Origin of the sequence: Burkholderia sp. lig30, assembly GCF_000687455.2 — a bacterium.
Taxonomy (GTDB): Bacteria; Pseudomonadota; Gammaproteobacteria; order Burkholderiales; family Burkholderiaceae; genus Burkholderia.
The window spans coordinates 1-26,224 of sequence record NZ_JGVW01000129.1; the positions used below are offsets into that span (position 1 = coordinate 1).

The window sequence follows — 26,224 nt, forward strand, 5'->3', positions numbered from 1 at the left end:
CGGCGGCGGGGGCGGCGGCGGGCTTGTTCGGACGGCTCGTGCTGCACGCGCGCGGCGAGGAAGGCTGGCGCGCGTTCGTGCGCGACCTGCCGCTCGTCGCGGTGCGCGACACGCTGCTCGCGCTCGAATGGCTGGCCGCGGTGTTCGGCACGCAGGTCGTCTGGCGCGGCGCACGGATGACGGTCGTCGGCGGCGAGCGCGCGACGGCCGTGGAAGGCGGCGACGGCCGCTGAGCGGCAACGCACACTGACTGAGAGGCGGGCGCCGGCTGGCGGCCCGCGCGGTTATCAATTTATTGGATTCAAGAAGACTCGAACTATGCAGGCTACCGGAACCTACATGAAAACGCTGTTCTTGCAGGCCCCGTCGTATGACGGCTTCGACGGCGGCGCAGGCTCTCGCTACCAGGCGAAGCGGGAAATCCGCTCGTTCTGGTATCCGACGTGGCTCGCGCAGCCGGCCGCGCTCGTGCCGGGCAGCCGCGTCGTCGACGCGCCGGCCGATGGCCTGTCTGTCGAGGAAACGCTGAAGCTCGCGAGGGACTACGACCTCGTGATCATCCACACGAGCACGCCGTCGTTCCCGACCGACGCGATGTTCGCGCAGGACCTGAAGAAGATGAAGCCGTCGCTGCTGGTCGGCATGGTGGGTGCGAAGGTGATGGTCGATCCGCACAACTCGCTTACGGCGAGCGAGGCAATCGACTTCGTGTGCCGCGAGGAATTCGACTACACCTGCAAGGAAATCGCCGAGGGCAAGCCGTTCTCAGAGATCAAGGGCTTGAGCTGGCGTGCGAAGGACGGCTCGATCGAGCACAACGAAGCGCGTCCGATCCTCGAGAACATGGACGAACTGCCGTTCGTCGCGCCCGTCTACAAGCGCGACCTGAAGATCGAGAACTACTTCATCGGCTACCTGAACTATCCGTACGTATCGATCTACACGGGCCGCGGCTGCAAGTCGCGCTGCACCTTCTGCCTGTGGCCGCAGACGGTCAGCGGCCATCGCTACCGCACGCGCTCGGTCGAGAACGTGCTCGCGGAAGCGAAGTGGATCCGCGACAACATGCCGGAAGTGAAGGAACTGATGTTCGACGACGACACCTTCACCGACGACCTGCCGCGCGCTGAAGCCATCGCCATCGGCCTGGGCAAGCTCGGCATGACGTGGTCGTGCAACGCGAAGGCGAACGTGCCGTACAAGACGCTGAAGGTCATGAAGGAAAACGGCCTGCGCCTGCTGCTGGTCGGCTTCGAATCCGGCGACGACCAGATCCTCGTGAACATCAAGAAGGGCGTGCGCACGGACTTCGCGCGCCGCTTCAGCGCAGACTGCAAGAAGCTCGGCATCAAGATCCACGGCACCTTCATTCTCGGCCTGCCGGGCGAGACGCAGGAAACCATCAAGAAGACGATCGAGTACGCAAAGGAAATCAATCCGCACACGATCCAGGTCTCGCTCGCCGCGCCGTATCCGGGCACGACGCTCTACAAGCAGGCCGTCGAAAACGGCTGGATGGAAGAGAACAAGACCATCAACCTGGTGAGCAAGGAAGGCGTGCAGCTCGCGGCGATCGGCTATTCGCATCTGTCGCGCGACGAGATCTATCACCACCTCGAGCAGTTCTATCGCGAGTTCTATTTCCGTCCGTCGAAGATCTGGGAAATCCTCCGCGAGATGCTGACGAGCTGGGACATGATGAAGCGCCGCCTGCGCGAGGGTGTCGAGTTCTTCCGCTTCCTGCGCGCGCACGAGGCGTAATTCGTGGTTCATGGCCCAATGAGTTCGCAGCGCGCGGCGCGGGCGCTCATCTTCACCGCGGACGATTTCGGGCTGCATCCTCGCGTGAACGCGGCGGTCGAGCGCGCGCATCGCGACGGCGTGCTGAACGCCGCGAGCCTGATGGTCGGCGCGCCCGCCGCGCAGGACGCGATCGCGCGCGCGCGGCGGCTGCCGTCGCTCGCGGTCGGCCTGCACCTCGTCCTCGCGGACGGGCCGGCCACGCTGCCCGCGCACGAGATTCCCGCGCTCGTCGGCCCGGACGGCCGTTTCGGCGATGCGATGGCGAAGGATGGCTGCCGGTTCTTCTTCCTGCCGCATGTGCGCGCGCAGCTGCGCCGGGAGATCCGCGCGCAGTTCGACGCGTTCGCGGCGAGCGGCTTGCCGCTCGATCATGTCAACGCGCACAAGCACTTCCACCTGCATCCGACCGTTCTGTCGATGATCATCGAGATCGGCCGCGAGTACGGCCTGCGGGCGGTGCGGCTGCCGTACGAGCCGACCGCGCCCGTCTGGCTCAAGCCGTGGATCGGGCTCGTGCGCGCGCGGCTCGGCCGCGCGGGGCTGTCGCATAACGACTACGTTGTCGGCATCGAGCATACCGGCGGCATGGACGAGTCGGTGCTGCTCGCGGCGCTCGCGAACTTGCCGCCCGGCGTCGGCGAGATCTACTGCCATCCGGCGGAGGCGGGCGATGGCCCGATTACGCCGAGCATGCGCGACTACCGTCCGGTCGATGAGATGCAGGCGCTGCTGTCGCCGCGCGTCGCCGCGGCGTTGAAGGCGTCGGGCGCCGCGAGCGGCGGCTTCGCCGCCGTGTTCGGCCATGCCGCGGTGCCGCCGCGCGTGGCGCGTCAACCCGGAGCGCAGCCATCGTGAGCAAATGGTTCAAGTGGCTCGGCTGGCCGGTCGGCATCGCGATCCTGCTTGCGCTGGTGCTGCATGACGGCGTCGGCGACGTCGCGCACGTGATCGGCCGCGCAGGCTTCGCGCTGCTCTGGCTGGTGCCGTTCCACGCGCTGCCGCTGCTGCTCGACGCCCATGCGTGGCACCTGTTGCTCGGCAAGCGCGGATCGCTGTGGTTCCTGTGGTGGATCGCGACCGTGCGCGAAGCCGTCAACCGGCTGCTGCCGGTGGTGGGGATCGGCGGCGAGATCGTCGGCATCCGGATGGCGCGCTGGCGGATTCCCGATGCGAGCCGCGTCACCGCGTCGGTCATCGTCGAGGTACTCGTCACCGTCGTCGTCCAGTATGCGTTCGCGGCGCTCGGCGTCGTGCTCGTGCTGGCGATGACGCACGACGTCGACGGCAAGACGATCGGCCTCGCGCTGCTGCTGTCGCTGCCGCTGCCCGTGCTGGCGTTCGTGCTGGTGCGGCGGGGCGGCATATTCCATGCGATCGAGCGCTTTGCGGGCCGCCTGCTTGGCGATTCGCACCGGCTGCTGCAGGGTGTCGACGGCCGACGCCTCGATGCCGACATCGACGCGCTGATGTCGCGCGCGGGCCTCCTGTTTCGCGCGTTCTTCTGGCAGCTCGCCGGCTATATGCTCGGCGCGCTCGAGATCTACTGGGCGCTTGAACTGCTCGGCCACCCGGTGTCGGTGGGCGGTGCGCTCGCGATCGAGGCGATGACCCAGGCGGCGCGCCACGCCGCGTTCATGGTGCCGGGCGGGCTCGGCGTGCAGGAGGCGACCGTCGTGCTGCTCGCGCAGATTTTCGGCGTCGATCGCGAAGCTGCGCTGTCACTCGCGCTCGTCAAGCGCGGCCGCGAAATAGTGTTCGGCTGCCTCGCGCTCGGCTCGTGGCAGCTCGTCGAGCTGGCGCGCACGCGCCGCCGGATCAGGCTGCACGCGGCGCATTCCGTCGCGCAAGCGGCACAGCCCGCACGCGAGACCGAGCCGCTGCATTGAGCGAAGCGGGCGCCGCGCGCCCGTCTCGCGCTTTTTCCGGCACGCGGGTATCCTTCCCGCGTGTTTTCAACGACGCGCCTTTTCCCCACATGAATTTCCGTTTCCGGCTGCTGACCGTCGCCGTGCTGAGTGCCGCGCTGGCGTTGTCCGCATGCGACGATCAGCAAAGCGAGCATAACGTGCAACGTCTGAAGGACTTCTTCAATGCGATCAAGCCCGCGCCCTTGCTGCTGAAGGGCCTGAAGCCGGGCGAGTCGACCGAGGCAGAGATCCGCAGCCAGATGGGCAAGCCGGAAACCGAGCGCGTGTTCACCGACGGCTCGAAACGACTCGAATACCCGCGCGGCCCGATGGGCAACCAGACCTGGTTCGTCGACCTCGACAGCAACGGGCGCTACGTCGGCGCGACCCAGGTGCTGACCGCCGACGCGTTCGCCAAGGTGCACCCGGGCATGACGGAGGACGAGGTGCGCCGTCTGCTCGGCAAGCCGACCGAGACCGCGCGCTATCCGCTCAAGCCGGAGACGGTATGGAGCTGGCGCTGGCTCGAGGACGGCGTCAGTCAGGACGCGTTCTTCAACGTGCATTTCGGCCCGGACGGGCTTGTCTACACGACCTCGCGCTCCGACCTCCTGAAAGGCCGCTGACGCGCGCCGTGCCGCTCACGGGCGGTGCGTATTCAGCCATTCGCGCAGCGCGTCGTTCATGCGCGTCTGCCAGCCCGGGCCGCTCGCGCGGAATGCAGCGAGGATGTCGGCGTCGTAGCGGATGCTGACCTGTTCCTTCGGGTTCTCGAGCTTCGGACGCCCGAGTTTCTTCGCGACGAGCTCCGGCAACGGCGCCATCGCGGCGAAATGCTCGTCGGTCAGTTCGAGCGTGTCCGGGTCGGCGGCGATGCCGCGTGCGATCGCCGCTTCCTCCGCAGGCGTGTTGCGCTTCAATTTAGCGATCCTGGTCATAACGATCAATCTCTCGGTTGTTGGCCTTTCGCAGGCTGACGACGCGCAGCGCACCATCGCGCGGGACGACCACCGCAACATGCAGGCGGGCGTCGATCGGCACCACGCAGATCCAGCGCGGCTCGCCATAGTCACGCCGCTCGTCGGGCCACGCGCGTGCATCATTCCAGTCGGCGAATTCCGCCAGCCGCAGCGAGATGCCGTGCTTGAGCTGGTTCGCCAGATCCTTCGCCGCGTCGAAGACGAAGGGGGCAGGGATTAATTGTGGATGCAAAAACATGGGCGGGCAAGCATTTTTTGTGGTTGCAAAAAAGAGCGTGTGCGTTTCCTTCGGCGATGCCGTCGCCGTGCCGACCACGCACACGGAACAGCGAACGATTGTGCGGCGCGGGCCAGGCCGAGCCCATTCGGCCGGACGGCCAATCCGACGCTATATCGAAAAAGCGACTGGAAAATTGCAAAAAGTCCGCATCCAGGCGCACCGGCGATGAATGCGGAGTCCGGGTTTTTTCTTTTAAAACAACTGCATAGCGCGGCATTTTATTTGCCGGGATGAATTGCTGCGGCGCAGCAACCGGACGGGCGGTGATTTGAGCCGGGAATATTCGCTTGCGACTATCCGCGTCAGCCCGGCGGCGGAAGTGGATTCGCGTGCCGGCCACCATCCCAATCTCGGAGACGCGCGTGTTTCTTTACGGCTTTGGTTCCGTCATCTGGGCGGGCACCCTGCAGACGATTGAGCTGTCGGTGCTGTCGCTCGCCGCGGCGGTGGCGTTGGGGCTGATCGGCGCGGTGGCGAAGCTGTCGCATAACCGGGTGTTGCGTTCGCTTGCGACCGGCTATACGACGCTGATCCGCTCGGTGCCCGATCTCGTCCTGATGCTGCTGCTGTTCTACAGCATCCAGATCTGGCTCAATCAGCTGACCGATCTTTTGAACTGGGATCAGATCGACATTGATCCGTTCGTCGCGGGCGTGCTGACGCTCGGCTTCATCTACGGCGCGTACTTCACCGAGACCTTCCGCGGCGCGTTCCTCTCGGTGCCGCGCGGGCAGCTCGAGGCGGGCGCCGCGTACGGGATGAGCGGGATGCGCGTGTTCGTGCGGATCATGTTTCCGCAGATGATGCGCTTCGCGCTGCCGGGCATCGGCAACAACTGGCAGGTGCTCGTGAAGGCAACCGCGCTCGTATCGATCATCGGCCTCGCGGACGTCGTGAAGGCGGCGCAGGACGCGGGCAAGAGCACGTTCAACATGTTCTTCTTCATCCTCGTCGCGGCGCTGATCTATCTCGCGATCACGACCGTTTCCAACCTCGTGCTGATGCAGCTCGAGAAGCGCTATTCAATGGGCGTGCGCCACGCAGAACTATGATCGAGATTCTTCAGGAATTCGGAAAGGCCTTTCTCTATTGGGACGGCCAGCGCATGTCGGGCCTGGCAGTGACGCTGTGGCTGCTGGTCGCGTCGATCTCGTTCGGCTTCGTCTGCGCGGTGCCGCTTGCGGTCGCGCGCGTGTCCAAGAAGCGCTGGGTGTCGATGCCCGTGCGGCTCTACACGTATGTGTTTCGCGGCACACCGCTTTACGTGCAGCTGCTGCTGATCTATACCGGCATGTATAGCCTGGAGTTCGTGCGTTCGCATTCGCTGCTCGATGCGTTTTTCCGCAGTGGCTTCAACTGCGCGATCCTGGCGTTCGCGTTGAACACCTGCGCGTACACGACCGAGATCTTCGCGGGCGCGATCCGTGCGATTCCGCACGGCGAGGTCGAGGCGGCGCGGGCATACGGGATGGGGGCGTTCACCATGTACCGCCGCGTGATATTGCCGTCGGCGCTGCGTCGCGCACTGCCGCTGTACAGCAACGAGGTGATCCTGATGCTGCATGCGACCACGGTGGCATTCACGGCGACCGTGCCGGACATCCTGAAGGTCGCGCGGGACGCGAACTCGGCGACGTACATGGCGTTCCAGTCGTTCGGGATCGCCGCGCTGATCTATCTTGCGGTATCGTTCGCACTCGTCGCGGCGTTTCGCCGGGCGGAGCGCCACTGGCTCGCGTACCTCGCGGCCGCCCGTCATTGATTTCACTCCGAGGAGAGCCAGTTGGCAGAGACTACGCAAACGAGCCCCGCCTGCAAGCTTGCGGCGCTCGACATTCACAAGCGCTATGGGGACAACGAAGTGCTCAAGGGCGTTTCGCTGAACGCGAAGGCCGGCGACGTCATCAGCATCATCGGCGCGAGCGGCTCGGGCAAGAGCACGTTCCTGCGCTGCATCAATTTTCTCGAGCGGCCGAACGCGGGGCAGATCATCGTCGACGGCGAGACCGTGCGCACCAAGGCTGACAAGGGCGGCAGTCTCGAGGTGGCCGACCACAAGCAGCTGCAGCGGATTCGCACGAAGCTCGCGATGGTGTTCCAGCACTTCAACCTGTGGGCGCACATGAACGTGCTCGAGAACGTGATGGAAGCGCCGGTGCACGTGCTCGGGATTCCGAAGCGTGAGGCGGAGGAGCGTGCGCGCGAATACCTGGAGAAGGTCGGGCTCGCGCCGCGCGTGGAGAAGCAGTATCCGTCGCACCTGTCGGGCGGGCAGCAGCAGCGCGTGGCGATCGCGCGGGCGCTGGCGATGCATCCGGACGTGATGCTGTTCGACGAGCCGACGTCGGCGCTCGACCCGGAGCTGGTGGGCGAAGTGCTGAAGGTGATGCAGAAGCTGGCGGAGGAAGGCCGGACGATGGTCGTCGTCACGCACGAGATGGGCTTCGCGCGCAACGTGTCGAACCACGTGATGTTCCTGCACCAGGGGCGAACCGAGGAAGAGGGGCATCCGTCCGAGGTGCTGGCGCGTCCGAAGAGCGATCGCCTGCGGCAGTTCCTGTCCGGCAGTTTGAAGTAACGGTGGAAGGGTTGCGCGCGTGATACCGGTGACACGTCCGGCGGGGGCAGCCCGCACGACACAGGTGGCGATCGTTGCGTTGCCGCCCGTGTCGATGTCCGGTGTCGGGCCGATCGTCGATGCGCTCAATCTTGCGAACGAGATCGAGGGCCGGCTGCTGTACCGCTGGCAGGTCTGCTCGTGGGACGGCCGGCCCGTGCCGCTTGCGGGCGGCGCGCAATGGCATGCCGATGCTGCGTTCAACGACGCGATCGCCTGTGATTGGCTGATCGTCATCAGCGAACGATTCCAGCAGTTCGCCGACTATCGGTTGTTCCTGGCGAGCCTGGCGCGCGTCGGGCAGCGCACGCCGCTCGTGACGGGCATTCATCATGGCGTGTGGTGGCTGGCGATGGCGGGGCAGTTGTCGGGCTACCGGGTGAGCGTGAACTGGGAGACGTACCAGCAGTTTGCCGAGCAGTTCGAGCGTTCGATCGTGACCCAGCAGATATTCGAGATCGATCGGGACCGTGCGACGTGCGCGGGCGGTCAGGCGACGGTTGATTTCATGCTGGCGATGATAGGGCGCGAGCATGGGCCGGATCTGGCGGAGCGGATTGCGGATGCGCTGGGTGCGGGGACGTTGCGGAGCGGCGAGGTGCGTCAGCGGATTCCGTTCGTGACGGCGCCGGGAGAGCGGCATCCTCGATTGAATGACGCGCTGCTGTTGATGGAAGCGAATATCGAGGATCCGCTCGCGACGGATGAGATCGCCGAGTTGGTCGGCGTGTCGCGGCGACAGCTCGAGAGGCTGTTTCGCCAGTATCTCGGCGCGATGCCGTCCAAGTATTACCTGAATTTGCGGTTGCTGAAGGCGCGTACGCAGTTGCAGCGGACCAGCAAGTCGGTGGTGCAGGTGAGCCTTGCGTGCGGATTTTCTTCCGCGGCGCACTTTTCCAATGCGTACCGTGAGCGATTTGGCGTGACGCCGCGTGAGGATCGTCGTGCGTGGCTTGAAAAGCAGACGGGTGGAAGCGGCGAGCCGCGGGCGGGCGCGCTTGTTGAGCGAGGGAGGGATTGAACTCCCTTTCTGTACTTCTTTCAGGTACTTGAGGCGGATTGCGTCAAGTGTGGTGCACCTGTGACGTGTTCCGCACTATGAGTGCCGTCTCCGCACGAAGTGGCGATGTCTACGGCAGTCTCGCTGACAGGCGGTCAATCAATGAAGGTGGGAGAGGCACGAGCCCGTCTCCATCGGATGCAGCGGTATCGTAGATGAGGGATTCCCGTGTCCAGATCAACTTCGCTGCGTCAGGGTTCCAATATGTACGCTCTGCCAGTAATGCCATGTCAGACGTTCGATAAACCCTCAGCAGGATTCGATCACCAGTCAGGTAAGCATAGCTGGCCGTGTAGAGGCCGCCGTCTTCAACGGACCGAACTGAGTGGAATCTGGTCGCTGGATTCCGTGTATCCGCGGCGCGGTGATAGGACCAGCCGGCCCCCACCAGAAGCGCGACGCCCAGCCCAATGCCTATGCGTTTCGTCGCAGTTTTAAGACGAGCAAAGCGGCCTGCTTTCCGGTGAAGGACGTAAATAGACGAGAGCAGCAGGCTTATTGCTACTCCCGTCATGGTCAGTAATACAAGGATGCCGATACCAGTCGCCTGCATACCGACTGCGAGTCCGTTCATGAGAAGTACACCGTGATCGGTTTTTCAAGTAAAAATGGTTTGTAGTCGGAATAAATGATGAAATCGCCGCCGCGATGATGTTTTCGTTGCCATTTCCTGAAAGAACGGTTTCTGACAGGGTAGTAAACCTTGCCCCGCCGAACGAGGTTTTCCGCAAGATCCCCTGTTACGACCGGATAGTCGAGCCACGGCACGTTTGCGAGGTTGGCGGCCGTGACCTCCGGGACAACGATCACGCCATTCTTGCTCCAATGTCCGAGGTATTGGGATGTCGAATCCATCGGCCCTTCGAACGAGTAGCCGTCGCGTACATAGACGACGATATGCGTCACCGTAGCACTCGTGCCACGCGGGTCGAAATGAACGCCTGCGATTGCCGCGTAGAAATTGAATGCTCCCAGCGCTGCGGTGAGGTCGTCGGGAACGGTCGCATGCGGTACGCGACGAACGAACTGTGCAGCTTTCTGTTCGAACGTAGCATCGACAAACGTTCGCTGGAACTGAAATATCCTATGAAGGGTTCTGATGTCGTATCCGCACTTCGACCACGGCGACAGATCCATCGCGCCGCGTCGATAAGGCGCAAGAATGGCTTGCAGCGCATGATATGCATTAGGGCTGTATATTGCGGTGCTGACGAGGTTCTCGTATTGCTTTCTGGCTCGCGAATGTTTGAGCACCCAGTCCATTTTGATGGTCGTGCGATCGATCATCGACTCCGGATAGGCATGACCGTTTTGATTAATTTCAGCTCTCTGGTCATCGCTCGTGGGGGAGTAGTTCAATTCGCCGGAAAACCATCGATTCATCAGCTTTGCGGCAACGGGCATGCGTTCCTTGCGCATCGCGTCGGGGATTTCCCGAATGTCGAAGGGGGGCACCTGCTTCGCTTTTGGCTGGGAAGCCTGTTTCGGGGGCGTCGGCGAAGGCGGCTCGTTCAGCCACGCCTTGAAGCGCGAGATGCTCTCTATCGCAGATAGCAGGGATTCAAGCGTCTTGTCCGCGCGCTCTTCACGGGTGAGTCTTCTGGCTGGCGGTTTGGCAGATTTTGGCGCTGGCAGCGGTGGCGGATCCTTATCCATCGATAGTGATGCTTGACGAACGATTTCGCAGCCATCCGCGCCGTCATGGATCGTGCATCCCCACAGAATCTTGTTGGCCGTGAAGTAAGGAAGTTTTTTTGATTTCGTCGTTGGCATGTCTTCGTGGTCCCGCGGTTGACTGGTATCGAGTGTGAAAATTAGGCAACCTTACTTGACGAGTAAACGTGACCTGATGAAAACAACTGGCACTGTTGGCTTGCATATGAGCCTGAACTCAATGAAATGAAGGTCCATACCGTTCGGCAGCGTGTTTCGAGCGGCTGAAAACCATCAAAAATTGTCACGAATCGAACGTTGCAGTGGCGGTCCCTGCGCGTGTTCGGCTGTGCTGGTTTCGCGGTTGCTGAAGACGCGTACGCAGTTGCAGCGGATCAGCAAGTCGGTCGTTCAGGTCAGTCCACTCGGCCGACAGGTGCACCCCCACAAAAGAGGCGATCGCTCGATCGCGGCAATCGCGGCGGCAGGGCGAAAGTTTCGTAAATCCGCCGTCTCGTCGACATCGCAAAAAAACAAGCGCAACGGTGCGGACGCATTGACCAATGTGATTGACATGAATACGTGGCGGGCGTGACAGTTCCCCAGACCCCAGACCCCAGAGCCCAGAGCCCAGAGTCCAGAGTCCAGAGCCCAGAGCCCAGAGCCCAGACCGCAGACCGCAGTCTGGAGTCTGTAGTTCGGAATTCGGAGTCAGGGATTCGGGATCCGAGGATTTGGGTGTGTGGGATGGGCGATGTGTGTGAGGTGTGGGCGGGGTGATGTGCCTTGCAGCCGAGCGTAGCGAGGATGGAGCTGATGAGCGGTATACCGCTCTGTTGGGTGGTGCGGGGAGTCAGATCCATTGCTCGAACCACTTTGTTGTCGAGACTGGCGCGGACACTTTTGTGCGGGCCACGGTGTGGGCTACGGCACGGGAAGTGAGGTGATATCGAAGCGCCTTTCTTTTGGTTACTTTTCTTTGGCAAGACAAAGAAAAGTGACCGCTGCCCCGCGCAGGGGCGACCCTAATAGACCGCAAAAAAAACGGGACCCAGCGAAAAACCAGAAACCCAGAAGAGAAAAAAGCTGAACAAACCGAAGAGCACCAACGAAGCCCCCCGCCGGAGGCGAAAAAAAAGCGACCGAGACCCAACCCGATAAAACCCGTCGCAATTCCGCAAGACGCTTGCCGCCCGATTACCTAAACTTGAACCCGTTACCTCTTACGAACCCGAAAGGAACCGCCATGACGAACCTGACCGTGACCCGCCAGACTTTCGACGAAGTGATGGTGCCGGTGTTTTCCCCCGCGCCGTTCGTGCCGGATCGTGGCGAGGGCTCGCGCGTATGGGACACGGAGGGCCGTGACTACGTGGATTTCGCCGGCGGCATCGCCGTGACGGCGCTCGGCCACGGCCACCCCGAGCTGCTGAAAGCACTGGACGAGCAAGCCCGCAAGCTCTGGCACATCGGCAACGGCTACACCAACGAGCCGGTGCTGCGCCTCGCGAAGCGCCTGGAATCGCTGACGTTCGCCGACCGCGCATTCTTCGCCAACTCGGGCGCCGAAGCCAACGAAGCCGCGCTCAAGCTCGCGCGCCGCGTCGCGTTCGAACGCCACGGCGCCGACAAATACGAAATCGTCTCGTTCGTGCAGTCGTTCCACGGCCGCACGTTCTTCACGGTAAGTGTCGGCGGCCAGCCGAAATACTCGGACGGCTTCGGCCCGGTCCCGGCCGGCATCAAGCACCTGCCGTACAACGACATCGCCGCCGCGAAGGCCGCGATCGGCCCGCAAACCTGCGCGGTGATCGTCGAGCCGATCCAGGGCGAGGGCGGCGTGATCCCGGCCGATCCGGCCTTCCTGCGCGCGCTCCGCGAAGCCTGCGACGCGCACGGCGCACTGCTGATCTTCGACGAAGTCCAGACCGGCGTCGGCCGCACCGGCCACTTCTACGCGTACATGGACACCGGCGTGACGCCCGACATCCTGACGACCGCCAAGGCGCTCGGCAACGGCTTCCCGATCGGCGCGATGCTGACGACGAAAGAACTGGCCGCGCACTTCAAGGTCGGCGTCCACGGCACGACCTACGGCGGCAATCCGCTCGCGTCGGCGGTCGCCGACAAGGTCGTCGAGCTGATCAGCGACCCCGAGCTGCTGCAGGGCGTGCACGAACGCAGCGTGCGCATCACCGGCGCGCTCGAACGCATCAACGCGCGCTTCGGCCTCTTCAAGGAAATCCGCGGCAAGGGCCTCCTGCTCGGTGCGGAACTCGTCGACGCGTTCGACGGCCGCGCGAAGGATTTCGTCAACGCCGCCGCCGAGCACGGCGTGATCATGCTGATCGCCGGCCCGAACGTGCTGCGCTTCGTTCCGTCGCTCGTGATCCCGTTCGACGTGCTCGACGAAGGCCTCGCCCGCTTCGAGAAGGCGGTCGAGCAGGTGCTCGACGCACAGGAAGCCACCGCGCGCTGAGCCGCGCACCCATCGGAGACAGGAACGACGATGCTATTTGTTCGCCCCGGCAAACTCTCGGATCTCGATGCGCTCGCGCAGATGGCGCGCACCGCGCAGCCGGTCCTCCATTCGCTGCCGCACGACCGCGCGGCACTCGAGGCGCGCGTCGCGCTCTCGGAGGATTCGTTTCGCGCGGACGTCGATTTTCCCGGTGAGGAATTCTATCTGTTCGTGCTCGAGGACAGCGCGACCGGCAAGCTGCTCGGCACCGCCAGCATCGTGGCGGCGGCCGGCTACTCGGAGCCGTTCTACGCGTTTCGCAACGATGCGCTGATCCACGCATCGCGCGAGCTGCACGTGAACCGCAAGATCCACGCGCTGACGATGTCGCACGAGCTGACCGGCAAGAGCCGGCTCGCGGGCTTCTTCGTCGATCCGTCGTTGCGCGGCGACGCCGCCGCGCACCTGATCTCGCGCGCGCGGATGATGTACATCGCCGCCAACCGCCGCCGCTTCACGCCCGAGGTGTTCACGCTGCTGCTCGGCGTGACCGACGAGAACGGCGCATCGCCGTTCTGGGAAGCGGTGGGCCGCAAGTTCTTCGGCCGCGACTTCGCCGACGTCGACATCGCGTCCGGCGGCCGCAGCCGCACGTTCATCGCCGAGGTGATGCCGGGCTATCCGCTCTACGTGCCGCTGCTGCCGGAAGCCGCGCAACGCGTGCTCGGCGAGCCGAACGCGACCACGCTGCTCGCGTACGACATCCACCTCGAGGAAGGCTTCGAGCCGGACCGCTACGTCGACATCTTCGACGCGGGCCCGGTGCTGACCGCGCAGGTCGACCGCACCGCGTGCGTGACGAAGGGCGCGGAGCGCACGGTGCGCGAAGTCGCGCGCCAGCAGGGCGACGTCGCGTATCTGGTGTCGAGCGGCAGCGGCGACGCATTCCGCTGCGTGCTCGCGGATCTGCCGGGCGAGCCCGCGGACGACGCGCCGCTTTCCGGCGACGTGCGCGCGGCGCTCAACGTGAAGGAAGGCGACATCGTGCGCTGCGTGCCGCTGCACCAGCCCGCCGCCGATTTGAAGGGAGACGCCGCATGATCGTCGTTCGGGTCGTACAAACGGGCGACGTCGATGCGCTCGTGTCGCTCGCCATGGAAACGGGTCCGGGCCTGACCACGTTCAAGCCCGACCGCGACGCGCTCGCCGCGCGTATCGAACGCACCCGCCGCACGCTCGAAGGCTGCGCCGCGCCGGCCGAGGCCGGCTACTTCTTCGTGATGGAAGACTCGCAGACGGGCGACATCGCCGGCGTGTGCGGGATCGAGTCGCAGGTCGGCCTCGAGCAGCCGTTCTACAACTACCGCGTGAGCACGGTCGTGCACGCGAGCCAGGAGCTCGGCGTGTGGACCAGGATGTCGCTGCTGAACATCTCGCACGACCTGACGGGCTACGCGGAAGTCTGCTCGCTGTTCCTGAGCCCGCGCTACCGCACGGGCGGCGTCGGCGGCCTGCTGTCGCGCTCGCGCTTCATGTTCATCGCGCAGTTCCGCGACCGCTTCCCCGAGCGCATTTGCGCGGAGCTGCGCGGCCACTTCGACGACGACGGCACGTCGCCGTTCTGGCATGCGGTCGGTTCGCACTTCTACCAGATCGATTTCAACGCCGCCGACTATCTCAGCTCGCACGGCCGCAAGTCGTTCCTCGCGGAGCTGATGCCGCGCTTCCCGGTGTATGTCGACCTGCTGCCGAAGGACGCGCAGGATTGCGTCGGCCTCACGCACCGCGACACGCTGCCGGCACGCAAGATGCTCGAGACGGAAGGGCTGCGCTACCAGAACCACGTCGACATCTTCGACGCGGGCCCGGTGCTCGAATGCCACATCAACGACCTGCGCACGGTGCGCGAAAGCGTCGTCGTGCCGGTGTCGATCGGCGAGCCCGGCGTACACGACGATGCGCAGGGCGGCCATCCGGCGAAATCGCTGGTGTCGAATACGTCGCTCGGCGATTTCCGCGTCGGCGTCGCGCCCGGCGTTGTCGAACACGGCACGTTCGTGCTGTCGGCCGACGATGCCGCCGCGCTGGACGTGAAGGCGGGCGACCCGGTGCGCGTGCTGCCGCTCCAAGTCAAACAGGGATAACGAATCATGACGGAACTCTTCATCGACGGCGCCTGGGCCGCAGGCACGGGCCACGTCTTCGCGTCGCGCAATCCGGGCACCGACGAGATCGCATGGCAGGGCGCCAGCGCGTCGGCCGCCGACGTCGATCGCGCGGTCGCGAGCGCGCGCCGCGCATTCGCCGGCTGGTCGGCGCTCGCGTTCGACGCGCGCTGCGCGATCGTCAAGCGCTTCGCCGAGCTGCTGACCGAACGCAAGGAAGCGATCGCCGCGGCGATCGGCCGCGAAACCGGCAAGCCGCTGTGGGAGGCGCGCACCGAGGTCGCGTCGATGGCCGCGAAGGTCGCGATCTCGATTCAGGCCTATCAGGAGCGCACCGGCGAGAAGCGCCAGCCGATGGCCGACGGCGTCGCGGTGCTGCGCCATCGCCCGCACGGCGTCGTCGCGGTGTTCGGCCCGTACAACTTCCCGGGCCACTTGCCGAACGGCCACATCGTTCCCGCGCTGATCGCGGGCAACACGGTGGTGTTCAAGCCGTCCGAGCTTGCGCCGGGCGTCGCGCGCGCGACCGTCGAGGTGTGGAAGGACGCGGGCCTGCCCGACGGCGTGCTGAATCTCGTGCAGGGCGAGAAGGACACGGGTATCGCGCTCGCGAACCATCGCCAGATCGACGGGCTGTTCTTCACCGGCAGCTCGGACACCGGCACGCTGTTGCACCGCCAGTTCGGCGGTCGCCCGGAAATCGTGCTCGCGCTCGAGATGGGCGGCAACAATCCGCTCGTGATCGGCGAGGTCGAGGACATCGACGCGGCCGTGCATCACACGATCCAGTCGGCGTTCCTGTCGGCGGGGCAGCGCTGCACCTGCGCGCGCCGCATCTTCGTGCCGCAGGGCGCACAGGGCGACCGCTTCCTCGCGCGTTTCGCCGACGTCACGTCGACGATCCGCGCCGACGTCTACGACGCCGATCCGCAGCCGTTCATGGGCGCGGTGATTTCGGCGCGCGCGGCCGCGAAGCTCGTCGACGCGCAGTCGCGCCTCGTCGAGCAAGGCGCGCGCCCGATCATCGAGATGACCCAGCGCGAGGCGCGCCTCGGCTTCGTCAACGCGGCGATCCTCGACGTGACCGGCGTCGCCGCGCTGCCCGACGAGGAACACTTCGGCCCGCTCGCGCAGGTGATCCGCTACGCGACCTTCGACGACGCGATCGCGCGCGCGAACGACACGGCGTTCGGCCTGTCCGCCGGCCTGCTCGCGGACGACCCGCGCGCATGGGAGCACTTCCAGCGCACGATTCGCGCCGGGATCGTCAACTGGAACCGGCCGACCAACGGCGCGTCGTCGGCCGCGCCGTTCGGCGGCACCGGGCGCTCCGGCAACCACCGGCCCAGCGCGTATTACGCCGCCGACTACTGCGCGTATCCGATGGCCTCCGTCGAGAGCGCCGAACTGACCTTGCCCGCGAGCCTGTCGCCGGGCCTTCACTTCTGATCCGGAGGAGCGACGATGAACGCAACAGAAGCCAATTTCGACGGACTCGTCGGCCCGACCCACAACTACGCCGGGCTGTCGTTCGGCAACGTGGCGTCGCTGAACAACGAGAAATCGGCCGCGAATCCGAAGGCCGCCGCGAAGCAGGGTCTGCGCAAGATGAAGCAGCTCGCCGATCTCGGCTTCGTGCAGGGCGTGCTGCCGCCGCAGGAGCGGCCGTCGCTGCGCCTGCTGCGCGAGCTGGGTTTTTCGGGCAAGGATGCCGACGTGATCGCGAAGGCGGCGCAACAGGCGCCCGAGCTGCTCGCCGCGGCGAGCTCGGCGTCCGCGATGTGGACCGCGAATGCGGCGACGGTCAGCCCGTCGGCCGACACGAGCGACGGCCGCGTGCACTTCACGCCCGCGAACCTGTGCAGCAAGCTGCATCGCGCGATCGAGCACAATGCGACGCGCCGCACGCTGTCGACGATCTTCGCCGACGAGTCGCGCTTCGCCGTGCACGAGGCGCTGCCCGGCACGCCGGCGCTCGGCGACGAGGGCGCGGCGAACCATACGCGCTTTTGCGCCGAATACGGGCGGCCGGGCGTCGAGTTCTTCGTCTACGGCCGCTCCGAATACCGGCGCGGGCCGGAACCGGTGCGCTTCCCGGCGCGCCAGACTTTCGAGGCGAGCCGCGCGGTCGCGCAGCGCCACGGCCTGCGCGAGGAGGCGACGATCTACGCGCAGCAAAGCCCGGACGTGATCGACGCGGGCGTGTTCCACAACGACGTGATCGCGGTCGGCAACCGCGACACGCTGTTCTGCCACGAGCGTGCGTTCGTCAACAGGCAGGCGGTCTACGACGCGCTGACGGCATCGCTCGACACGCTCGGCGCGCACCTGAAGGTGATCGAGGTGCCGGATGCGGCGGTGAGCGTCGCCGATGCGGTCGGCTCGTATCTGTTCAACAGCCAGCTGCTGACCCGCGCCGACGGCACCCAGGTGCTGGTCGTGCCGCAGGAGTGCCGCGAGAACGCCAACGTCGCCGCCTATCTCGACCGGCTCGCGGCCGGCACCGGCCCGATCAGCGACGTGCTGGTGTTCGACCTGCGCGAGAGCATGAAGAACGGCGGCGGCCCGGCCTGCCTGCGCCTGCGCGTGGTGCTGACCGACGCCGAACGCGCGGCCGTCGCGCCGAACGTATGGATCGACGACACGCTGTTCGCGTCGCTCGACGACTGGATCGACCGGCACTATCGCGACCGCCTCGCGCCGGAAGACCTCGCCGATCCGGCGCTGCTCGACGAGTCGCGCACCGCGCTCGACGCGCTCACGCAGATCCTGCGCGTCGGTTCGCTGTATGACTTCCAGCGCTGAGGCCGGGATGCACGGCGCCGCGTGGCTCGACGACTTTCTCGCATTCACGCTCGCGTGCGGTGCGCCGGCGGTGCGCAACGGCGTCTGCGCGGGCGGCGCGGTGCGATGGCAGTGGTACGGCGACGGCTTGCTCTCGCTCGCGCCGCACGCGGCGGACGCGACGCGCGACAGCGTGCTCGTGTCGGCCGGCGTGCACGGCGACGAGACCGCGCCGATCGAGCTGCTGTCGATGCTGGTGCGCGACGTCGCGGCGGGCACGCTGCCGCTCGCGTGCCGGATGCTCGTCGTGCTCGGCAATCCGGGCGCGATGCGCGCGGGCGAGCGCTATCTGGACGACGACCTGAACCGTCTGTTCAGCGGCCGTCACGCACACGCGGCCGGCAGCCGCGAAGCGCCGCGCGCCGCGCAGCTCGAAGCGGCCGCCGCAGCGTTCTTCGCCGACGCGGAGCCGGGCGCCGGCGTGCGCTGGCATGTCGACATGCACACGGCGATCCGCGCGTCGGTGTTCGAGCAGTTCGCGCTGTTGCCGCACACGGGCGCGCCGCCGGCGCGCACGATGTTCGACTGGCTCGGCGACGCGCGCATCGCGGCGGTGCTGCTGCATACGGCGAAGGGGCACACGTTCTCGCACTACACGGCCGAGCACTGCGGCGCGCTCGCGTGCACGCTGGAGCTGGGCAAGGTGCGGCCGTTCGGCGAGAACGACCTGACGCGCTTCGCCGCCGCCGATCGCGCGGTGCGCCGGCTCGTCGCGGGCGAGCCGCACGAGGCGGGCGCGCCGACGCCGCGCGTGTTTACCGTGATCGACCAGATCACGAAGCACAGCGATGCGCTGGAGCTGTTCGTCGCAGACGACGTCGCGAACTTCACGCCGTTCGCGCGCGGCACGCTGCTCGCGCGGGACGGCGCGTATCGCTACACGGTGCGGCACGACGAGGAGCGGATCGTGTTTCCGAACCGCTCCGTGAAGCCTGGCCTGCGGGCGGGCCTGCTGGTCGTCGACACGACGCGCGAGACGCTCGCCGCGCTGGTCTGACGCGAGTCGCAAGGGCGGGCGTTGCCGCGGTGCCCGCGCGTCGCCGTGGCGGCGCGCGCGGGTTGGTACAATCGCGGCCTTCCGGCGTTGCGGCGCCCCACGATGACACGTCGTGCCGGCACGCACATGCTGGCGGTGCAACGATGCATGTGCACTTGTTGTTTCGAAATACCCATTCGTATCGAGGAGAATCCCCTGATGAAGCTGGACTGGCGAAAGGTGGCCGCGCAGGCCGTGGTGACGGCGTTGGCGGTGGCGGCAGGCAGCGCGTTTGCCGCGGATCTGAAGGAGATCCGTTTCGGCGTCGAGGCGTCGTATGTGCCGTTCGAATACAAGACGCCGGACGGCAAGCTGACCGGCTTCGACATCGACGTCGGCAACGCCGTGTGCGCGAAGCTGAAAGCGAAGTGCGTGTGGGTCGAGAATGACTTCGACGGCCTGATCCCGGCGCTGCAGGCGCGCAAGTTCGACGCGATCAATTCGGACATGACGATCACCGACCAGCGCAAGCACGCGATCGATTTCACCGATCCGATCTACACGATCCCGAACCAGCTGATCGCGAAGCAGGGCAGCGGCCTCGCGCCGACGCCGCAGTCGCTGAAGGGCAAGCGCGTCGGCGTGCTGCAGGGCACGATCCAGGAAACGTACGCGAAGAAGAAGTGGGCGCCGCTTGGTGTCGACGTCGTGCCGTACCAGACGCAGGATCTCGCGTATGCGGACCTGAAGTCGGGCCGTCTCGACGCGACCTTCCAGGACTCGGAGGCCGGTTCGAAGGGCTTCCTGTCGAAGCCGCAGGGCGCGGGCTTCGCGTTCGCGGGCGGTACGGTCAGCGATGCGGAGATCCTCGGCTCGGGCGTCGGCTTCGGGTTGCGCAAGAACGACGCGCAGCTGAAGGGCGCGATGAACCAGGCGCTGAAGGCGCTGAAGGCGGACGGCACGATCGATGCCCTCGCGAAGAAGTATTTCAGCGTGCCGGTGACGGTGAAGTAAGCACGCGGTTCGATCCCGCGCAACAGCAAACCGGCCGCGCATGCGGCCGGTTTGCGTTGGGGCGGCGCTTTCGTTCGCGCGGCGTGCGACGACGTGTGCCCCGTCCGCGCGCGGGGAGCGGCGGATGCCGGGCCGCCGCCAGCGCGTCAGCCTCTCACTTGTCGAAGAACCGGCTCAGTTCGCGCGCCAGCTCGTTGAGCACGCCCATTTCCTGCTGCGTGATCTTGCGGGCCGGCTGCGCGCCAGCCCAGTCGCCGTACAGCAGCGCGGTCGTCGACGCGCCGACGCGCACGGGCAGCAGCACGAACGCCTGCGCGTCGTCGAACGCATTGAGATACCACGCCGGCAGGCGCTTGAGCATCTTCGGCTCGCGCGCCTGCTCGATGAAGATGCCGACCGAATTGGTGATCGCGAGATGAAACACGTCCGGCTCGAAGCGCTCGTGAAAGTGCAACTGCCCGAGCAGCGCGTCGACGTCCGGGCCGAAGCCGAGGCGGGCGGCGAAGGTGCCGTCGTCGTGGCGCACGAACATCACGGTGCGCGTAAACGCGAGGCCCGCGAGTACGCTTTCGGACACCAGCGCGAGCACGGGGCCGAGCACGTGCTCGGACGGCAGCGCGCGCAGGTCGGCCAGACCTGCCTCGAGACACGCCTGGGGCGTCGCCTGCGCACGCGCGATCGCGTCGGCGTTGGCGCGCAGCTCGACGATTTCACGCATCACGGTGTCGCTGGCCTCTTCGCGTGCCAGCACCTCGGCGATCTGCACGAGCGCGCCGGGGTCGGTGTCGAGCGCCGCGCTGTAGTGCTGCGCGAGCGACGCGATGCGCGCGTCGCGCTGCGCGCCGGGCGCCGCGGCGAGCGCGCTCGCGACGTCGGTCGAGCAGCGGCTCACCGCGCGCAGCCTGCGAATGAGCTCGTCCGACTCGGTCTGGACTTTCGCGTTGTCTTCGTCGTCCGCCTGCTCGTCGTCGTCGGCCATGCGCAGATCGTCGTCGGCCATCCCGGCGCGGATCACCTCGGGCAGCCGCCAGCGTACGGCGGCTTCCTGTCCGAGTTCCTCGAAGCTCACGCCGAGTACCTCGAGACAGGCCGCGTCGTCGTTGTCGTCGTGCAGGTCGAGCGCGCGGCGGCGGATTCGGTCCCACTCGTTGTCGAGATAGCAGACGACCAGCAGCTTGCCGACCTGGCGCATCAGCGTGCAGACGACGGCTTCTTCGCCGACGCTCAGGTCGACGACGTCCTCGGTCAGCTTGCGCGCGACGCAACCCGACAGGAGCGCGCGGTTCAGCTCGAGCTTCGCGTCGATGCGGCGCGGCGCGCTCTGCTGGAAATGGTCGACGAGCTGGAGGCCCACGACGAGATGGCCGACGGCGTCCATGCCGAGCACCATCAGCGCGCGGGTCACGGTCGTGATGTTGCCGCCGAACGCCATGTACATCGCGGAATTGGCGAGCCGCAGCACCTTTTGCGTCAGCGCGAAATCCGACAGCACGACGCGCACGAGCGCGGTGATGTCGAGATCGTCGTGCTTCATGGCGGCCATCGTCGTGCGCAGCGATTCCGACAGCAGCGGGAAATCGCCCCGTTCGCTCATCCGGGCCCACAGCTTGTCGAGCAGCGCCGTTCTGGGCAGGTGTTCGGTGATTGACATATGCATCAATGTGTTACGCGGCGGGCCATGTGTCAGGCCGCCGCATGCAGGCGCAACTGCCGTGCCTCGAAGCGTTGCGCCAGTTCCTCTGAAGGCAGCGCCTTGCAGACGAGCCAGCCCTGAATGTGGTCGCAGCCCATCTCGGTGAGCAGCTCGCGTTGCGCCTCGGTTTCGACGCCCTCGGCGACGAGTTCGAGTTCGAGGGTCTGCGCGAGGCCGACGACGGCCGATACGATCGCGCGATCGTTGCGCGAGGTCAGCAGGTTCTCGACGAAGCTGCGGTCGATCTTCAGCTTCGCGAGCGGGAAGCGCTGCAGGTACGCGAGGCTCGAATAGCCGGTGCCGAAATCGTCGACGGCGAAGCGGATGCCGAGCTCGGTCAGCTCCTCGAGCAGCGTCTTCGCATACGCGGGATCCTGCATCAGCAGGCTCTCGGTGATCTCCAGCACGATGCGGCGCGGGTCGATGCCGGTCAGCGCGATCCCGTCGCGCACGCTCTGCGTGAAGCGCGGGTCGCGGAACTGCTGCGGCGACACGTTGACCGCGACGTACTGCAGCGGGAACCCTTGCAGGTCCCATGCGACGAGCTGCATGCACGCGGCCTTGAGCACCCAGTTGCCGAGATAGTTGATCAGCCCGATCGATTCGGCGAGCGGGATGAAGGTCGCCGGCGGCACCAGCCCGTGAACCGGGTGGCGCCAGCGGATCAGCGCCTCGACGCCGACCACGGCGCTCGTCTGGCTGTTCGAGATCGGCTGGAAATGCAGCGAGAATTCGCCGTTGCGCACGCCGTCGTACAGGTCGGCCTCGAGCTTCAGGCGCTCGGCGTCGGCCGGGTCGCTCACCGGCGTGTGGAATGCGAGCGCGTTGCCGCCTGCGGTCTTGGCCTGCTCGAGCGCATGGTCGGCGCGGCGCAGCAGCGGGCTATGGTGCTGCGCGGGCTTCGATATCGGGCGGTCGTCCGGATACAGCGCGATGCCGATGCTCGCCGACAGGTGCACTGCCTGCCCGTTGTAGCTGTAGGGCTGGCGCACGGCGGTCTGCAGCCGGCGGCCGAGTGCGCCGGCCGCGTCCGACGCCTGCGCGCGCGTCGGCGCGTTGAACACCACCGCGAACTTGTCGCTCGCGACGCGCGCGAGCCGCTCGTTGGGCGCGATCAGGCCTTGCAGCCGCTGGGCGGTCTGGCGCAGCAACGCATCGCCGGCGTCGTAGCCGAGCGCGCGGTTGATGCGCTGGTAGTCGTCGAGGTCGAGCAGCAGCAGCGCGGCGCAGGTGTTTGTTTCGTCGGCGATCTGCTGGGCGCGCATCAGCGCCGGCACGAGCGCGGACAGGTTGTCGAGCCCGGTCATCGGGTCGTGGTGCATCTCGTAGGTCAGGCGCGCCTCGAGCGAGCGCCACGACGACACGTCGAACGCCGCGATCGCGAAGCCGTCGACACCCTGATGGCGGCTCTTGATCGCGCGCACCTCGACGTCGAGCGGGTAGGTCAGCGACTTGACGATGCACATCGTCGCCTTTTCGTTCTGGCCGGTCTGGGCCGCGCGCGCGAGCAAGCCTTCGAGCGCCGCGGTATCCTGTTCCGCGATCAGGTCGCGCAGCGTCAGCGTATGCAGGTAGTCGCGGTGATAGCCGATGAAGCGCAGGCTCGCGTCGGAGACATACAGGAAGCGCAGTTCGCGGTCCACATGGGCGAGGAAGTCGACCGCGCCGACGGTCTGTTCCAGCCAGTCACGAGCGGTGTCGTCCTGGCGCGGCACGCCGTCGCGAGCGGGCGTCTGCGCACCGCCCGACCAGGCAAGGCGGCGCAGCGTATGTAGGGCACTGCGCCAGGAGCCCTTGCGTGGCGGCGTCTGTTTCCTGTTGGCTTCCATGTGTGTCGCTGGCGTGAAGGGCTGGAACTGGTGGTCCGGACGCAATAACGGCAAATCGCGCGAATTCTTTAGCCCGGCAGCCTGCGCAGGGCCGGGGCCCGCGCCGGTGTCCGGCTGCCGAGCCGGTCCGGCGCGCATCGACGCTGACTGTATAAGAAATGAGGATGCATATGAAGCGAAAACTGAAGGTGGGCGCGGTTGCGGCGCTGATTGCGGGCTATGCGCTGACCGCGCAGGCGGAACTGAAGCCGGGTGATCCGGCCCCGGATTTTGCGACCCAGGCGTCGCTGGGCGGCAAGACCTACGCGTATTCGCTCGCCGACGCGCTGAAGAAAGGCCCGGTCGTTCTGTATTTCTATCCGGCCGCGTTTACCCGGGGCTGCACCATCGAGGCGCACGCGTTCGCGGACGCGATCGACCGCTACCGGGCCTATGGCGCGACGGTGATCGGGGTGTCGGCCGACGACATCGACACGCTGACGAAGTTTTCCGTCAGCGAGTGCCGCAGCAAGTTTCCGGTTGCGTCCGACCCCGGCGCGCGGATCATCCGCGCATACGACGCGAAGCTGCCCGCGCTGGATCGCGCGAACCGGGTTTCCTACGTGATTTCGCCGGACGGGAAGATCCTGTACGAGTACACGAGCCTGTCGCCGGCCAGGCACGTCGAGAATACGCTCGAGGCCGTCAAGGCCTGGGCCGCGTCGCACCGGCGGTAATCCGGCCCGGCCTGCGCGTCGGCCGCGTCGCGTCACGCGCGCAGCGCCTGCTCGATGGGCACGCTGCCGCCGACGAAGCCGATCGTCTTCTTCGAGATGCCGAGCTTGATCGCCTCGATCGCCGCCCATGCGACGTCCTGGCGTGCGACGGGCGGCGTGTTGTCGAGGCGCTCCTCGGTCAGCGCGATCTTGCCGACGCCGGGGCCGTCTGACAGCGGGCCGGGGCGCAGGATCACGTAGTCGACGCCCGACGCGACCACGCGATCGTCGCCTTCGCGCTTCATCTGCGAATAGTGGCGCAGGAACTCGGGGCTGCGCTCCGGCCAGTAGGCGGTCAGCGAGCTGATCACGACGAGCTTCTGCACGTTGTGCCTGAGCGCGTACTCGGCCGCGCGCGCCACCGCGTCGCGGTCGATCTGCTCTTCCTCCGTCCGGCCTTCCGATTCCGCCGAGCCGGCGGCGTAGATCGCATGCGTGACGCCCTGGAACGCGGCCGAGAAGTCGCCCGTCAGATCGGCCTCGATCACCTTCGCGCCCGGCAGCGTGTAGCCGGGCCGGCGGACGAGCGCCGTCACTTCGAACTCCGGCTGCTCGAGCAGCAGATCCACGAGCGCGCGGCCGGTGCGGCCGGTCGCCCCAATCAGTAGTACCTTCGTCGTCATGAAACCACTCCTTGCTCGATAGGTCGTTCATCCAGAATGGGGACGGACGACACGATACTCAAGTGTATGTCGAATCGGCGCGACGGCGCTTGACGAAATAGGGGCAGTCGCGGGCAACCGGCTATCATGTGCGCGACGCATCATTCGCCGCGTTGGCGGCCAATCGGTTGGAGTATTCATGGCATCACCCTCAGATAACGTCAGCATGGCGCTGTTCTGCGACTTCGAGAACGTCGCGCTCGGCGTGCGCGATGCGAAGTTCGAGAAATTCGACATCAAGCCGGTGCTCGAGCGGCTGCTGCTCAAGGGCAGCATCGTGGTCAAGAAGGCCTATTGCGACTGGGATCGCTACAAGGGATTCAAGGCGGCCATGCACGAGGCCAGCTTCGAGCTGATCGAAATCCCGCACGTGCGCCAGTCCGGCAAGAATTCGGCGGACATCCGCCTCGTCGTCGACGCGCTGGATCTCTGCTATACGAAATCGCACGTCGACACCTTCGTCATCATCAGCGGCGATTCGGATTTTTCGCCGCTGGTGTCGAAGCTGCGCGAGAACGCGAAGAAGGTCATCGGCGTGGGTGTGAAGCAATCGACGTCGGACCTGCTGGTCGCCAACTGCGACGAATTCATCTTCTACGACGATCTCGTGCGCGAACAGCAGCGCGCGCTCGCGAAACGCGAGGCGCGCACGGGCAGCGGCGGCGGGAAGCGATCCGGCGACGACGACCGGGCACGCAAGCCGGATCTCGACGGACGCAAGTCCGAGGCGATCGCGATCGCGGTGGAAACCTTCGACGCGCTGGCGTCGGAGCGGGACGAGGTCGGCAAGATCTGGGCGTCGGTGCTCAAGAGCGCGATCAAGCGCCGCCGGCCGGATTTCAACGAGTCCTACTACGGCTTTCGCGCGTTCGGCAACCTGCTCGACGAGGCGCAGGCGCGCGGCCTGCTTGGCGTCGGCCGGGACGACAAGTCCGGTGCGTTCGTTTTTCGGCCACGGCAGCCGGTGGTGATGGAGACGGCCGTGCACGGCGAAGTGCCGGTCGCGGCCGACGAGACCGGCACGCCGGACAAGGCGGCGGGCGGGGCGCACCGCAAGGGGCGGCATCGCGGCAAGCATGCGGCCGAGCCGGTGCAGCCGGCCGTGGTCGAGACGGCCGGGGCGGCCGAGGGCGAGGTCGAGGAAGTGGGGGGCGTGGCGAGCGTGGCCGAACCCGTCGAGACGGAAGGCGCGCACGAAGAGCAGGGGGCGGCGCGCAAGCGCGCTCGCAAGGGCGCGGCGAAGAAGGCCGGCGGGAAGAAGGCGAAGGCCGGGGCGGCCGCCGAGCCGCCCGCGCAGCAGGTCACGCCGGAGGTCGTCCGGGCCGAGGAACCCCCGGCGGCCGCGCCGTCCGGCGACGCGCCGGCCGAGACGGAATCCGCCAAGCCCGCGCGCAAGGCGGCCACGCGCGCGCGCCGGCCGCGCAAGACCGCCACGACGGCGGAGTGACGTCAGCGGCGGGGACGCCGCGCACGCGCGCCGGATGACGCGCGTGCCGCGCCGGTTGCGCCGGTTGTACCGGTAGCG

23 protein-coding genes and 1 pseudogene are annotated in these 26,224 nt (G+C 66.4%); 18 read left to right on the forward strand and 6 right to left on the reverse strand.

Annotated elements, in window-relative coordinates:
- The 5 genes and pseudogenes from LIG30_RS23165 to bamE form a co-directional block, all read left to right on the forward strand.
- Positions 1 to 233: pseudogene (locus LIG30_RS23165) on the forward strand (bacteriohopanetetrol glucosamine biosynthesis glycosyltransferase HpnI); the annotation flags it as partial.
- 85 nt (positions 234 to 318) lie between these two features.
- Positions 319 to 1,761 carry a hopanoid biosynthesis associated radical SAM protein HpnJ gene (gene hpnJ, locus LIG30_RS23170; RefSeq protein WP_326973059.1) on the forward strand — a complete coding sequence of 481 codons (1,443 nt, stop codon included), beginning with the start codon at positions 319 to 321 and terminating at the stop codon, positions 1,759 to 1,761.
- A gap of 18 nt (positions 1,762 to 1,779) precedes the next feature.
- Positions 1,780 to 2,658 carry a hopanoid biosynthesis-associated protein HpnK gene (hpnK, locus tag LIG30_RS23175; RefSeq protein ID WP_038715878.1) on the forward strand — a complete coding sequence of 293 codons (879 nt, stop codon included), beginning with the start codon at positions 1,780 to 1,782 and terminating at the stop codon, positions 2,656 to 2,658.
- Positions 2,655 to 3,689 carry a lysylphosphatidylglycerol synthase domain-containing protein gene (locus tag LIG30_RS23180; protein ID WP_038715879.1) on the forward strand — a complete coding sequence of 345 codons (1,035 nt, stop codon included), beginning with the start codon at positions 2,655 to 2,657 and terminating at the stop codon, positions 3,687 to 3,689. Before hpnK ends, LIG30_RS23180 begins: the two co-directional genes overlap by 4 nt.
- A gap of 89 nt (positions 3,690 to 3,778) precedes the next feature.
- Positions 3,779 to 4,336, forward strand: coding sequence for an outer membrane protein assembly factor BamE domain-containing protein (gene bamE / locus LIG30_RS23185; RefSeq protein ID WP_038715881.1), 558 nt, complete (start codon positions 3,779 to 3,781; stop codon positions 4,334 to 4,336).
- A gap of 15 nt (positions 4,337 to 4,351) precedes the next feature.
- On the opposite strand, the gene LIG30_RS23190 is transcribed toward bamE, so the two are convergent.
- The gene (locus LIG30_RS23190) at positions 4,352 to 4,648 is read right to left on the reverse strand and encodes a BrnA antitoxin family protein (RefSeq protein WP_038715883.1); all 297 of its coding nucleotides are present in this window, start codon (positions 4,646 to 4,648) and stop codon (positions 4,352 to 4,354) included.
- On the reverse strand, positions 4,632 to 5,012 hold the full coding sequence (locus tag LIG30_RS23195) for a BrnT family toxin (protein ID WP_235510378.1): 381 nt from the start codon (positions 5,010 to 5,012) through the stop codon (positions 4,632 to 4,634). The genes LIG30_RS23190 and LIG30_RS23195 overlap by 17 nt, the downstream gene beginning before the upstream one ends.
- Positions 5,013 to 5,332: 320 nt before the next feature.
- Between LIG30_RS23195 and LIG30_RS23200 the strand changes: the two genes are divergently transcribed.
- The 4 genes from LIG30_RS23200 to LIG30_RS23215 are packed head-to-tail and all read left to right on the forward strand — an operon-like array spanning position 5,333 to position 8,608.
- Positions 5,333 to 6,022: an ABC transporter permease gene (locus LIG30_RS23200; protein ID WP_038715885.1), complete on the forward strand. Its 690-nt coding sequence runs from the start codon at positions 5,333 to 5,335 to the stop codon at positions 6,020 to 6,022.
- Positions 6,019 to 6,732, forward strand: coding sequence for an ABC transporter permease (locus tag LIG30_RS23205; protein WP_038715887.1), 714 nt, complete (start codon positions 6,019 to 6,021; stop codon positions 6,730 to 6,732). The genes LIG30_RS23200 and LIG30_RS23205 overlap by 4 nt, the downstream gene beginning before the upstream one ends.
- Before the next feature lie 21 nt (positions 6,733 to 6,753).
- Positions 6,754 to 7,548: an ABC transporter ATP-binding protein gene (locus LIG30_RS23210; protein ID WP_038715889.1), complete on the forward strand. Its 795-nt coding sequence runs from the start codon at positions 6,754 to 6,756 to the stop codon at positions 7,546 to 7,548.
- A 19-nt stretch (positions 7,549 to 7,567) separates the two neighbouring features.
- The gene (locus tag LIG30_RS23215) at positions 7,568 to 8,608 is read left to right on the forward strand and encodes a GlxA family transcriptional regulator (RefSeq protein ID WP_038715890.1); all 1,041 of its coding nucleotides are present in this window, start codon (positions 7,568 to 7,570) and stop codon (positions 8,606 to 8,608) included.
- A gap of 609 nt (positions 8,609 to 9,217) precedes the next feature.
- Here LIG30_RS23215 and LIG30_RS23220 read toward each other — a convergent pair.
- Complete coding sequence (locus tag LIG30_RS23220) at positions 9,218 to 10,420, reverse strand: DUF6402 family protein (protein ID WP_152986211.1); 1,203 nt, start codon at positions 10,418 to 10,420, stop codon at positions 9,218 to 9,220.
- A gap of 1,126 nt (positions 10,421 to 11,546) precedes the next feature.
- Between LIG30_RS23220 and LIG30_RS23225 the strand changes: the two genes are divergently transcribed.
- The 7 genes from LIG30_RS23225 (at position 11,547) to LIG30_RS23255 (ending at position 19,760) form a co-directional block, all read left to right on the forward strand.
- Positions 11,547 to 12,779 carry an aspartate aminotransferase family protein gene (locus tag LIG30_RS23225; RefSeq protein WP_038715892.1) on the forward strand — a complete coding sequence of 411 codons (1,233 nt, stop codon included), beginning with the start codon at positions 11,547 to 11,549 and terminating at the stop codon, positions 12,777 to 12,779.
- 30 nt (positions 12,780 to 12,809) lie between these two features.
- Positions 12,810 to 13,862 (forward strand): arginine/ornithine succinyltransferase subunit alpha, encoded by a 1,053-nt coding sequence (gene aruF / locus LIG30_RS23230; RefSeq protein WP_038715894.1) that lies wholly within the window; start codon positions 12,810 to 12,812, stop codon positions 13,860 to 13,862.
- On the forward strand, positions 13,859 to 14,905 hold the full coding sequence (astA, locus tag LIG30_RS23235) for an arginine N-succinyltransferase (protein ID WP_038715896.1): 1,047 nt from the start codon (positions 13,859 to 13,861) through the stop codon (positions 14,903 to 14,905). The genes aruF and astA overlap by 4 nt, the downstream gene beginning before the upstream one ends.
- 6 nt (positions 14,906 to 14,911) lie before the next feature.
- The gene (gene astD / locus LIG30_RS23240; RefSeq protein WP_038715897.1) at positions 14,912 to 16,375 is read left to right on the forward strand and encodes a succinylglutamate-semialdehyde dehydrogenase; all 1,464 of its coding nucleotides are present in this window, start codon (positions 14,912 to 14,914) and stop codon (positions 16,373 to 16,375) included.
- Positions 16,376 to 16,390: 15 nt separating this feature from the next.
- The gene (gene astB / locus LIG30_RS23245; protein ID WP_038715899.1) at positions 16,391 to 17,731 is read left to right on the forward strand and encodes an N-succinylarginine dihydrolase; all 1,341 of its coding nucleotides are present in this window, start codon (positions 16,391 to 16,393) and stop codon (positions 17,729 to 17,731) included.
- Positions 17,732 to 17,738: 7 nt separating this feature from the next.
- Positions 17,739 to 18,767, forward strand: coding sequence for a succinylglutamate desuccinylase (gene astE, locus LIG30_RS23250; protein WP_200929733.1), 1,029 nt, complete (start codon positions 17,739 to 17,741; stop codon positions 18,765 to 18,767).
- A 198-nt stretch (positions 18,768 to 18,965) separates the two neighbouring features.
- A complete protein-coding gene (locus LIG30_RS23255; protein WP_038715905.1) occupies positions 18,966 to 19,760 on the forward strand; it encodes an ABC transporter substrate-binding protein in 795 nt (264 codons plus the stop codon).
- 154 nt (positions 19,761 to 19,914) lie between these two features.
- Here the strand turns inward: LIG30_RS23255 and LIG30_RS23260 are convergent, their stop codons facing one another.
- Positions 19,915 to 21,411 carry an HDOD domain-containing protein gene (locus LIG30_RS23260; RefSeq protein WP_038715907.1) on the reverse strand — a complete coding sequence of 499 codons (1,497 nt, stop codon included), beginning with the start codon at positions 21,409 to 21,411 and terminating at the stop codon, positions 19,915 to 19,917.
- A 32-nt stretch (positions 21,412 to 21,443) separates the two neighbouring features.
- A complete protein-coding gene (gene cdpA / locus LIG30_RS23265; protein WP_038715909.1) occupies positions 21,444 to 23,282 on the reverse strand; it encodes a cyclic di-GMP phosphodiesterase CdpA in 1,839 nt (612 codons plus the stop codon).
- 170 nt (positions 23,283 to 23,452) lie between these two features.
- Here cdpA and LIG30_RS23270 point away from each other — a divergent pair, with 170 nt between their 5' ends.
- Positions 23,453 to 23,998 carry a peroxiredoxin gene (locus LIG30_RS23270; protein ID WP_038715910.1) on the forward strand — a complete coding sequence of 182 codons (546 nt, stop codon included), beginning with the start codon at positions 23,453 to 23,455 and terminating at the stop codon, positions 23,996 to 23,998.
- Between the two features lie 32 nt (positions 23,999 to 24,030).
- Here LIG30_RS23270 and LIG30_RS23275 read toward each other — a convergent pair whose 3' ends face one another.
- Positions 24,031 to 24,660, reverse strand: coding sequence for an SDR family oxidoreductase (locus tag LIG30_RS23275; RefSeq protein ID WP_038715911.1), 630 nt, complete (start codon positions 24,658 to 24,660; stop codon positions 24,031 to 24,033).
- Positions 24,661 to 24,838: 178 nt separating this feature from the next.
- Between LIG30_RS23275 and LIG30_RS23280 the strand changes: the two genes are divergently transcribed.
- Positions 24,839 to 26,146, forward strand: coding sequence for an NYN domain-containing protein (locus tag LIG30_RS23280; RefSeq protein ID WP_083494156.1), 1,308 nt, complete (start codon positions 24,839 to 24,841; stop codon positions 26,144 to 26,146).
- Positions 26,147 to 26,224: the final 78 nt, after the last annotated feature.